Origin of the sequence: Kitasatospora sp. Root107 (assembly GCF_001424875.1) — a bacterium.
Classification (GTDB): Bacteria; Actinomycetota; Actinomycetes; order Streptomycetales; family Streptomycetaceae; genus Kitasatospora.
Genome location: NZ_LMCT01000048.1, coordinates 1 through 10480 on the forward strand (window position 1 = coordinate 1; position 10480 = coordinate 10480).

A 10480-nucleotide genomic window follows, 5' to 3' on the forward strand; every position below is an offset into this window, starting at 1 on the left:
GGACCAGTCACGCCCTCCCAGCAACGTCAGTTACTCACTCAGGGTCACCTGGCCCCCCTCCCCACCTGCGAGAACGGCCTAACTCACTGGCATTGCAGTTCAGGGGCACTTTCAAGATCTCTGGCTGCCCCTTGGACGATGATTGGGCCAGCCTCGCCGGGCGCGAGATGTCCAGAGCAGAGGAGCCCATTCATGGCAGCCGACACGTGGTCCCAGCTCTTGGTCCACTCCGACCGGCTGACCGCGCTCTATACCGAGCTGCCGCCCTTGGAGGATCTGGTCCTCAGGTCAGTCCACCTGAGCCCCTACGGCCCCGGAGTGAAGCTGCGGATGGAGCTTCCTCGCTTTCCCGATCGCGCCCCACTGACGTGGACCGAGGCGGGCTGCGACCGGTTCGAGGCCCAGATCGAGTTCCTGGCTGTGGGCGAGGACCTGCGGATGCGGGGCGTTCCCGACCGCTCCGTGGTCGACGTCGAGCTCAGCTCCCTCGTCCAGGTCCACGAGCGCCGGATCAGGGTAGCGGTGCACGGAGCGGGATTCTCATTGGACTTCACCGCCTGGGCCGGCCTCAAGGCTGGCCATCTCAACGCGTATCGCTCCATCGACGCGGACCCCGATGCTGCTCAGCGCTGGTTCGAGAGCCGAACTGACCAGCATCTGCACCAGGTACTGCCTCCCACGACCGCGAAGGCGTTTTATGAGTGACCATGACTGGTCTGCCGAGGTGACCGATCCCGAGACGATCCGCAACGTTCTCGGCTCACCCCCGCCACCGCTGAGTGCCTACGGCCTGACCTCCGTTCTCGTCGACGAACGCGCAGCGTCGGTCACCTTGAGGTTCGCCGCCTTCGCCGTCCCGGACGCCGCTGCGGACCTGTGGCAGGCGCGCGGGCACAACGCGGTCGAGTTCGTCCTGGTCTGCATCGGCGTGAAGAACTTCGAGGTGGATGGCTGGTCTGGCTGGCCTACAACCACCGCCACCCTCGCAGGGAAGACGGTCGTGCTCGCCGGCCAGGAAAAGCGCGTCTCCTTCGAGGCCACCGAGATCCGCGCCGAGTGCCCAGTCGGACGCCTGTGGAGCCGATCGCAGTGACATCACTCGCCGGTCAAGAGCGGATTGGTACACCGGGAGCTTCACCCCCGAGGTGAAGGCCACGGATGTTCGACAGGAGCCCCGGCACGGGACAACACTGCAGGTCAGCGACACCAACCCCATCATGATTGGCCATCAGTATCTGCGACCCACGAAAGGGCGAGGTTAGTACTCCAGTTTCGACTTCGTGATCTAGGTGTCTGAGCCGCTGGTGAGCCGTCGTCGGTAGTGGCAGCGTCTGGCCTGTGCTTGGTGGAGTCTGCGCCAGGTTGACCAGGCCAGAAGGCGGTTCGGCGGTGCGGTCGGCCTTCTGAACAGCGTGCCGATGAGATGGCGTATCTCCGGGATGGTCAGGTCGATCGGGTCGCGGCTGCGGGCAGGAAGGTTCGGGTCCGTGGTGCCCGGGTTGGGCTTCGCGCTGACGGCGACGGCTGCGAGGAAGGCCAGCGCGAGCATGGCCAGGGTGATGTGGCGGTGCCAGGAGGTCCAGTGGCGGACCTGGTAGTGGTCCAGGCCAACCTGACCTTTCGCCGCTTGGAAGCACTCCTCGATGCACCACCTGGTTCCGGCGACGCGCACCAGCGTGGACAGGGCCACCTTGCCCGGTGACCAGCACAAGTAGAAGGCGACTTCGTCGGTTGCGGGGTTGCGGCGGATCAGCAGGCACTGGTTCCTGTCGGCGCCGATCTGCACCCACGCCCAGTCGTAGTAGCGCGGGCCCTTCGCTCCGGCGCCGGCGCTCTGCGCGTGCCAGGCGTCCCGGGGCAGAGCGGTGGCCACGGCGTCGGCCCGCGCCACAGTGCGGTCCTGGTTGATGCGCACCCTGGTGGTGCAGGCGACCGCCAGGACGTAGCCGATCCCGCGTGCCTCCAAGGCGGAGCGAAGCTGGGGGTCCTGGCCGTAGACCTCGTCGCCGGTCACCCAGGAGGAGGAGCACCCGGCGTCCAGGGCCGCTTCGATCATCTGCAGGGCCAGGCCGGGCTTGGTGGCGAACTCCACCTGCTCGGGAACCCCGGAGCCCGACCGGCGATCGGGATCCCGGCACCAGGTGTGCTCGGGCAGGTAGAGCCGACGGTCGATCAGAGCCCGTCCCCGAGAAGAAGCGTAAGCGAGGAACACCCCGACCTGGGCATTCTCGATCCGCCCGGCAGTGCCGGTGTACTGCCGCTGCACGCCCACCGAACGGAGGCCCTTCTTCAAGAACCCCGTCTCGTCCACGATCAGCACCCCGTCACCGCCGAGGTGGTCCAGCACGTAGGAGCGGACATCGTCGCGCACCTCGTCGGCATCCCAGCGGGCGCTTCGAAGTAGCCGCTGCATCGCTCCGGGGCGGGCATGACCGGCTCCCTCAGCCAGCTGCCAGCAGTTCTTGCGTTCGACGCCGGACAGCAGTCCGAGGACGAACGCCCGTGCCGTCGCCCGCGGTTCCACTCGTCGGAAACGGCCCGCGATGCGGGCCATGGCTTGGTCGAACATCGCCCGCCAGCGGGCAGGGTCTACGCTATGGCCCGCGGCCACCGCACCATCTTCAGAAGTCCACACAACCTCTGATGATCACGCGGTGGCCGCTTCCGTATCCGCCCCTGCCGCCAATTGGTGCCAGGCATGGGTGCATCCGTCGGCGCAGAACCGCTCCCGGCGGCGCTTGTCCGCCACCCCCAGCATCGCGACCAGCAGCCGAAACGCCTTCACGCGCTCGTCCTGCGGCAGATTGATGATCTTTGTCAGCTGCCCGGCCAACTGCCCACGCGTGATCAGCACCGCCGGGGTGTGCGTCGGCCGGATACCGGCGAGTCGCACGCTCTCGGGCCCGTCCTCCACCGTCGCGCGCGCCTGAATACAGTGTCCGCCCAGATCCAGAAGGACCTCGAACTGGTCCTCGGGGGGAAGGGCTTCGAACCACTCGACACCCTGCCCGAGCGGGCGCAGCCCCTGCGCGAGTTCGTTCAACATGACCGTGCGCTCGTCCATCCGCCCACCTCCGCGACTCGGCTGAGGCCAGTAGACCCCGTGGGTCATCGAACCAGATCGCGAAGTGTGACTGGAGTATTAGGTCCTGTCTCTTTGGTCAGCGTCGGGTCCAGATGAGGATTCGACGATGTGGAGTGCGGCCTGGTAGGCGATATCGATTTCGGCTACTCCTGCCGGTCATCCGTGTGGTCCAGCACGTCTCGGGCCTCGAGGCCCGGCCTACCCGTCCCCGGTGGTCTGACCTGGGTCTCGCTGTGCCGCACACCGCCCACGCGACTGCCCTGCCCTCGCTCCAGGGGGCGGGGCAGTTTCCGTCACCCCGCGTCGAGCCTCTACCTTGAACTCCGACGGAAATTACAAGTGGCGGCAAAGGAAGGTGAGTTGGGTTAATGGCGACAGATCCGGCGGATACGGTGTCCGTCAGCGGGGTCGGGTTCGGGGACTACTACCGGGCGCATGCGGGGCCGCTCGTCGCCCTGTCGCTGCTGCGGGGCGCGGACCTGGTGGAGGCGGCGCGACTCGCCCAGGACTCGATGACAGTGGCCCGGCGGTGGATGGACCTCCTGGTCGCGAACGTGGTCGGGGCCGCGAAGGACACCAGGACCCCCGTGGTCACCGCGCAGGCGCTGCGGTCCTGGACGTGCCGGATGACCGTCGGCGGCGGCTGCGGAGCGCTCCGCCCAGCGCACGGGACGGTGCCCGCCCTCCTGGGGAAGGGCAGCACCGACGCCCTGGTGCAGGTCCGGACGGTGGTGGCGCTCGCCCCGCTGAGAGAGTTGAACGAGCGCCAACTCAACGTCATTGCCTTTCGGTTGGCCGGCTGTGCGCCGGGAGCGATCGGGTACGAGCTGGGCCTGTCGATGCCGAAGGTGCACCGCACCCTGCGCCACGTCGGCAAGCTGCTCGAAGCGGAGACGGGGGTACGGCAGGCCAGAGGTGCCGAGGCACCGGGGGAGGCCGAGGGGTCTGGGGCGGCCGAGGGGTCCGCGGAGGCAGACGTCAGGTTCGCGGAGCTGCTGGGCGAGCTGGCCGCCGCGCTGGATCCCGTACTCGACCTGCGGGCCGGGCTGGACGAGGTGAGCGGCTCCATTGGTGCAGACGGGACCACCGCTTGCCGCGCCCCCGTACCGCCGCTGTGGAACCTCGGCCCTTCGCTCCCCGTGCCGCCCTTCGGCGCACCAGTGCTGCACTCGTTCGCCGAGCCCGCGCCATCCGGGGTACGGGCGTACGCGGCTGGCCTCGCCCGGTGCGACGCGCAGGGCCGCGAGGCTGCGCTCGGCGGGTTTCCCGCGGTCGAGCTGGCGGCCGTACGGCTCGGAGCGGTGCTCGCCCTTCAGGTGGAGCGATTCCGGCGGGAGGCCGAGAGGTCCGGGACACGGGCCGCCAGGGACGAGTTCCGGAGGGAGGACGCCCGGGCGTTCGCGGTCGCACTGGCACAGGACGCCGCGCTCGCCGCGCCGATGTTCGACGCGGTGAAGGACCTCGACGTCCCGCGCCGCGTCGCCTTCCTGGCGGCGGGCCTCGCCCATGACGACCCCTGGACGAACGAGGTCTCCTACGACGGGATCGAAGCGTCCCTCGCCCTGGCCCAGTTCCGGCGCGCGGCGGTGCGGGCGGCGCTGCGCGCGGCGCACCGGCCCGGTGCGGACACCTCCCCTCAGTCCGGCGGCTCGCTCGCCGAGGCCCTCACGCAGTCCCTGAGCGACACCCACCGGGTGATCCACCAGCTCGACGAACTGAACAGCGACCTCTCGCGTGCCGAGTCGACCCTGCCGGACGGCTACTACGTCGACATGACCCGGAACTTCGACCTCCACCAGAGCTTCCACGCGGACCTGGCCCTCGGTATCGACGCCGTCCGGGAGGCCCTGTCGCAGCCCTAGCTACGACGGAGGCCCGTTCCCCGCCCGTCGTCCGCCTCCCACCGGGGATGAGGGCGTGTCAGACCCTTGTGGGAGGGTGCTTCGCGGATGGGAGAACCGTCCGCAACGGACCCCGGAAAGCCCAGGGAGCAGCACGTGAACAACCCCGGAACCGCCCCCGCCGCTCGTCGCCGGGCGGCGCGGCGACGGCGCTCCGACCTCGACGTGGTCACGGCATGGTGGCAGGGGCTCGACGGCGACGGGTTCCTCGTCCTTCCGCCGCCGAACCGGGGCCGCTACACCCAGTCCGACGGCCACGTGGACGCCGCCGAACTCCACGCGGCGCGGGGGCTCACCGGCCCCGTCTCCTTCGCGTACTGGCACTGGCAGTCCCATGAGCGGGCCTTCGACCGCTCCGACGCCCTGAGGGGCGAACTGCTGCTGCACTGGGGCGGCGACCACGCCGCCGTCGCCGCCGGGCTCGGCGCGGGGCCTGCCGGTTTCCGGGTCGTCGACGGCGGACCGCAGGGCGCCTTCCGGCTGGACCGGATCACCCCCCGGGACGAGGCGGGCCTGCCCGAGCCCACGGACCCCGACGGCGTACGGCAGTTCCTCGCCGCGCTCGCCGAGCCGGTGGACCATTCCGCCGGCGTCCGGTACCGGCCGCTGTCCCCGGCCGAGGCCGCGTGGCTGCACGAGCGGCTGGACGACGTCCCGGACCTCTCCGCCGCGACCCGGTTCATGGTCCCGCTGGAGCGGCGGGACGGGCTCACCCCCGACGAGACGGGGCGGCTGCTGCGCGCTTGGCGGGAGGAGTACGAGGGACGGCTCACGGCGTGGGGCGCCTGGGAGGAGCTGGTCCACGCGCTGCTGCGGCACGGCCACGAGGAGGCGTGGGAGATCGTCGGCGACCTCGGCTCCCGGGCGGCCGGTGTCCTGTCGCGGGTGCCGTCCGAGCGGGGCCTGGCCGTCGTGCGGGAGGCCGCGCTCGCGGGCCATCGCGCCCCGGTCCACGCCTGGCTGGCGCTGCACCGGTCGCTGCACGAGCCCGACGCGGTACGGGCCGCGGCGGCCCTCGCGGCGGAACTGGCCGCGCACGACCTGCCGGAGACGTCACTGCACGGGCTGTACGACGCGCTGATCGGGGCGGTCACGGCCGACTGGCGACGGGAGACGGGGGCGAAGCACCATGCCGGCCGGTTGTACGCCACCGGAGGAGGCGCTCCGGCCCGGCCAGACCGTGCTCACCGGCGTCGACACCGCCGACGCGCTGGCCGCCGTGGACCGCTACGAGGCCGCCCGGGCCGGGCTTCTGTCCGGCACCGGACCGGACCTCACCGGGTCCGAGGGCAGACTGGGCGACGTGTGGCACCGGTACCGGACGCTCACCGACGCCGACGTGCGCTGGCTGCGGGACCGGGTGGCCGACCCCACGACCGGTCTGCAGGGGCTCGGTTTCTGCCTCGAACTCCTCCACGCCCACGGACTGGCCACGGCGTCCGACGTCGAGGCACTGCTGCCTCGCCGGCTGAAGGACCTCACCAAGAAGTACCGGACCACGTACACCGAATGGCGCCACCCGCTCGTCACCCTGACCTGTCTCGCCCTCGACCTGGACCATCCGGCCGCGGGAAAGCTGGTCTCCTGGTGGAACGGGGCCCGGCCGCTCTGGAAGGACGAGCTGCGGCTCCTCACCCACCTCGGCGCGCCCGACGAGGCCAAGGCCGCCGAGCTGTGGGACGTCGTCACCTCGCCCGCCCACGACGTGGGTCAGCTGATGACCTGGGTGCTGGTCCGGGCCCGCCTCGATGGCGAGCACCCGCTGCTCGTGGCCGACCGGCTGTTCGGCACCCCGGGCATCAGCGAGTACGTCCTGCACCGGGTGCTGATCGGCGTGGCCGACCCGGGACAGCCGCTGTGGCACTACGCCGTCGACCCGCGCAGCGTGTGCTGGTGGCGGCGTGCCCAGGAGGTCGCCGAGCATCCCGGCCTCTCCCCGGAGGCCCGTGCCGTCGGCCTGAGGGTCGCCCGCGAGCACTACCTCATCCGCTATCCGGACCAGGTGAGCCCCGCACCGACCGAGGCGGAACGCGCGAAGGCCCTGGCCTGGCTCGCCCGGCAGGACACCCCCTAGCTAGGGACTGTTTCCTCGATCCGTCCGTGAGATCGTCGTGCTCGCCATCGAGTCTTGGGTGATCGATGACGACAGCCCTGTCCCTGTGTCATTCGAGGTGGTGCTGGAGGCCCGTCGGCCGGGATCGACAGCGGGCAGCTTGAGACTTGGCTGACCAGTGCGTCCGAACGGTCGCTGGCCTCGTGACGAACGTCGAACGCGCGATGGTGATGCTGCTCGAAGGGGAGGGTGATCCCGACGAGCATGCCGTGGACTCCGGGGCTCACAGGTCGAACGACAGTACCCGCATGGGAACACCGTCCCCATCCGTGAGGCGTTCAGGCTCGTGAAGCAGATCGTTGGCATGGGCTCCTGGCCGACGGACGCGCGCTGGGTGGTCGATCCCTCTCTGTCAGCCTTGGGTGAGACGTCCCGCTTTGTCGGGTTAGCCTGAGAGGGCCCGAGCAGGAGTTCCACCTGATGACCACCACCCAGCCGTCCGCAGCCGACCCAGCTCCCAGGCCGAAGCGCCGCACCTTCAGCCCCGAGTACAAAGTGCGGATCGTGGCCGAGTACGACGCCGCGCCCCGGAACGAGAAGGGCGCGGTCCTGCGCCGCGAGCGTCTGTACCACTCCCACGTCACCGAGTGGCGGGCCGCGCGTGATGCCGGCGCGCTGGAGAAACTGGCCGACCACCGCACGAGCCCGGCCCGCGCGAAGAAGTCCACCACCGATACGGAGAACGAGAAGCTGCGCCGACAGGTCGAGCGGCAGGAGAAGGAACTGGCCCGGAACAAGGCCGCGTTGGAGATCCTGGGAAAAGCGTCGACGCTCTTGGAAATGATCTCCGAGAGCGCGGACTGAACCACGCCGCCGACCCCATCGTGGACCAGGCGTTCACCGGCAGCGAGAGCGAACTGGGCATCACGGCCGCCTGCCGGCTGACCGGCCGCGCCCGGGCCACCCACTACCGCAGACTTCGGCCACGACCCGTGCGCGAGCCCAGACGAGAGCAGGTCCAGCCCTCGGCCCTGAAACCCGAAGAGCGTGATGCGGTACTGGAGTTGATGAACACCCCCGAGTACGCCGAGCTGCCGCCCGCACAGATCTGGGCCCGTGAGCTGGATGCCGGTCGCTACCACTGCTCGGTGTCCACGATGTACCGGATCCTGCGCGAGCGGGGGCAGTCGGGTGAGCGCCGCCGCCAGGCCACCCACCCGGCCAAGACGGTGCCCGAACTGGTCGCCGACGGGCCGTCGCAGGTGTTCACCTGGGACATCACCAAAGCGGCCGGCCCACGCAAAGGCATCTGGTTCCACGCCTACGTCATCATCGACATCTTCAGCCGCTACATCGTCGAACTGGCCGAATCAGCCGAGCGGGCCGAGGAGTTGATCCGCGAGACGATCGCGCGCAACGGCGTCGTGCCCGAGACCGTGCACGCCGACCGCGGCACCTCCATGACCAGCAAGAAGGTCTCCCAGCTGCTGATCGACCTTGGCGTCACCAGGAGTCACTCGCGCCCGAAGGTCAGCAACGACAACCCTTACAGCGAGGCCCAGTTCAAGACCACCAAGTACATGTCCGACTACCCCCAGCGGTTCGACTCGCTGGCCCACGCCCGCGAATGGTTCGATGCCTTCATCTCGTACTACAACCACGAGCACCGGCACTCGGGCATCGGACTGCACACGCCCGCCAGCATCCACTTCGGCACTGCCGACGAGGTCCGTGACCAGCGGGCCGTCACCCTCACCGAGGCCTACGCACGGCACCCCGAACGCTTCGGCCGCCGCCCCCGGCCACCCGAGATCCCGAAAACGGCGTGGATCAACGACCCCGCCAAGCGCCGCGAACCCACACCACAAACCTCATAGCGCCACGACCGTCTCACTGGACTTGAAATCTTCCGCGACGGGCCGGGCCGGACCGGACCGGACGTAAAGAACTGACAGCAGCAGACCCGAGGCGGGCGGGCTCCGGCACCAGCAGACCAGGGCGGGGCGAGATGGTAGCCGGGCCGTGCGGCGGGTCAGTAGGTGCGGATGCCAGCTTCGTCGAGGTAGCGCAGCCTGCGGACGCAGGCGCGGGCGAGTCCGCCCCCCATCAGCCCCGGCGACACGCCTTCAGCCGCAAGTCGGATGGCGCGTGCGACGCTAGGCTCACCCCGTGATTCGACCCGACGAGCGCGCCGAAGGCGCCGGACCGTTCACGACTCGTCTCACCTGGCGGCTGGCCGAGGGAGGCTCGGCGGTCTGGGAGTCGCGCCTGGCCCGCAAGCGCGGAGTGCTCAGGATCCACACCGAGACAGGGGTGCTGGGTACACCGCGCATCGCAGACGACACGGCACTACACCGCCTACGCACTCTCAACACCGTCGCCGCCGTCGCGTTCACGATCGGCGGTGCCCTGTTCGCACTGGGTGCCGCCGTCGCCGAGGTGGGGTCGAGCGGCGTGACCGCGATCGCCTCGATCTACTTCGCCGGAGGTCTGTTCTTCAACACCGGCGGCTACACCTCCCTGCTACAGGCCATCAACGCACCGCGCCGTTCCGGCGGGACGGACTCGCTGGTCACGGGCGGCTGGCGATGGTGGAGCTACGAGCCCGCCCGGATCGACTGGCTGAGCGCCTTCGTCCTGTTCGCCGGCACACTCGTGTTCGGCGTCAACCTGTTGGACTCGTTCCTCAAAGGGCTTTCGGTCCAGCAGGTGAACCGGCTGATCTGGGCACCCGACCTGGTCGGGTGCGCGATGTTCCTGGCCTCGGGACACCTCGCGCTCGTCGAGGTCTGCCACGGCCACCCGTGCTGGCGCTCGCGCAGCCTCGGCTGGTGGATCGTCGTGGTCAACCAGCTCGGGTCCGTGCTCTTCCTGGTCTCGGCGCTGGCCGCCTTCACCCGCCCGGAAACCGGCAGCCTGATCAACACCGACATCGCCAACTGGGGAACCTTCGCCGGCGCCGCGTGCTTCTCGGTCGGCGGTGTCCTGCAGCTCTTCGAACGACCTTAGGGGTAGGCGCGTTTGTCGTACCTGGTCGCGACCGCACGGAAGTTCTTCAGCTTGTTGATCGCCCGCTCGACGGTGTTGCGAACGAGTGAAAGGCCCCGGCAGCGGCCGTCCGCGCTCAGAGAGGATGAAGCCGAAGCCGTTGACAGTGCCGCGACGGGCTCCTAGCGTGGCGCAGCCGATTACCCGCGAGTAGGGACTGTTGATGGCCGCGCCTCGCCCGTACGACCTCGTCCTGTTCGGTGCCACCGGGTTCACCGGCGGGCTCACCGCCGAGTACCTGGCCCGGGCCGCGCCCGACGGCTGCCGGTGGGCGCTCGCGGGGCGGGACGAGCGTAAGCTCGCCGCCGTCCGGGCGAAGCTCGCGGAGACCGACCCGCGCTGCGCCGAACTCCCGTTGCTGGTCGCGGACGCTGCGGACCGCGAGGCGCTGCG

At 69.9% G+C, this 10480-nt stretch carries 9 protein-coding genes and 1 pseudogene; 8 read left to right on the top strand and 2 right to left on the bottom strand.

Annotation, left to right across the window (positions count from 1 at the left end):
* The first annotated feature begins 192 nt into the window (after positions 1 to 192).
* Together ASC99_RS29970 and ASC99_RS29975 are read left to right on the top strand one after the other, a co-directional pair.
* Positions 193 to 705: an Imm50 family immunity protein gene (locus ASC99_RS29970; RefSeq protein ID WP_057237937.1), complete on the top strand. Its 513-nt coding sequence runs from the start codon at positions 193 to 195 to the stop codon at positions 703 to 705.
* Positions 706 to 724: 19 nt separating this feature from the next.
* The gene (locus ASC99_RS29975; protein ID WP_057241201.1) at positions 725 to 1093 is read left to right on the top strand and encodes an Imm50 family immunity protein; all 369 of its coding nucleotides are present in this window, start codon (positions 725 to 727) and stop codon (positions 1091 to 1093) included.
* Positions 1094 to 1285: 192 nt separating this feature from the next.
* Here the strand turns inward: ASC99_RS29975 and ASC99_RS29980 are convergent, their stop codons facing one another.
* Entirely contained in the window at positions 1286 to 2569 is a 1284-nt protein-coding gene (locus ASC99_RS29980) for an IS701 family transposase (RefSeq protein ID WP_082598755.1), read from the bottom strand.
* A 78-nt stretch (positions 2570 to 2647) separates the two neighbouring features.
* Positions 2648 to 3064: a DUF5958 family protein gene (locus ASC99_RS29985; RefSeq protein WP_057237944.1), complete on the bottom strand. Its 417-nt coding sequence runs from the start codon at positions 3062 to 3064 to the stop codon at positions 2648 to 2650.
* Between the two features lie 389 nt (positions 3065 to 3453).
* On the opposite strand from ASC99_RS29985, the gene ASC99_RS29990 reads away from it, so the two are divergent.
* The 6 genes and pseudogenes from ASC99_RS29990 to ASC99_RS30015 form a co-directional block, all read left to right on the top strand.
* Positions 3454 to 4947, top strand: coding sequence for a hypothetical protein (locus ASC99_RS29990; RefSeq protein WP_057237946.1), 1494 nt, complete (start codon positions 3454 to 3456; stop codon positions 4945 to 4947).
* Between the two features lie 1168 nt (positions 4948 to 6115).
* The gene (locus ASC99_RS41440) at positions 6116 to 7060 is read left to right on the top strand and encodes a hypothetical protein (RefSeq protein ID WP_235583177.1); all 945 of its coding nucleotides are present in this window, start codon (positions 6116 to 6118) and stop codon (positions 7058 to 7060) included.
* A 459-nt stretch (positions 7061 to 7519) separates the two neighbouring features.
* Positions 7520 to 7903 (top strand): hypothetical protein, encoded by a 384-nt coding sequence (locus ASC99_RS30000; RefSeq protein WP_057237948.1) that lies wholly within the window; start codon positions 7520 to 7522, stop codon positions 7901 to 7903.
* Between the two features lie 20 nt (positions 7904 to 7923).
* Complete coding sequence (locus ASC99_RS30005; protein WP_082598756.1) at positions 7924 to 8916, top strand: DDE-type integrase/transposase/recombinase; 993 nt, start codon at positions 7924 to 7926, stop codon at positions 8914 to 8916.
* 292 nt (positions 8917 to 9208) lie between these two features.
* Entirely contained in the window at positions 9209 to 10048 is an 840-nt protein-coding gene (locus ASC99_RS30010; RefSeq protein ID WP_057237951.1) for a hypothetical protein, read from the top strand.
* A 202-nt stretch (positions 10049 to 10250) separates the two neighbouring features.
* Positions 10251 to 10480 (top strand): annotated as a pseudogene (locus tag ASC99_RS30015) (saccharopine dehydrogenase NADP-binding domain-containing protein); the annotation flags it as partial.

Excerpts from the sequence above, each read along its gene's own strand:
- ASC99_RS29970 (WP_057237937.1), top strand. The coding sequence starts at position 193 with ATGGCAGCCGACACGTGGTCCCAGCTCTTGGTCCACTCCGACCGGCTG.
- ASC99_RS29980 (WP_082598755.1), bottom strand. The coding sequence starts at position 2,569 with ATGTTCGACCAAGCCATGGCCCGCATCGCGGGCCGTTTCCGACGAGTG.
- ASC99_RS29985 (WP_057237944.1), bottom strand. The coding sequence starts at position 3,064 with ATGGACGAGCGCACGGTCATGTTGAACGAACTCGCGCAGGGGCTGCGC.
- ASC99_RS29990 (WP_057237946.1), top strand. The coding sequence starts at position 3,454 with ATGGCGACAGATCCGGCGGATACGGTGTCCGTCAGCGGGGTCGGGTTC.
- ASC99_RS41440 (WP_235583177.1), top strand. The coding sequence starts at position 6,116 with ATGCCGGCCGGTTGTACGCCACCGGAGGAGGCGCTCCGGCCCGGCCAG.
- ASC99_RS30000 (WP_057237948.1), top strand. The coding sequence starts at position 7,520 with ATGACCACCACCCAGCCGTCCGCAGCCGACCCAGCTCCCAGGCCGAAG.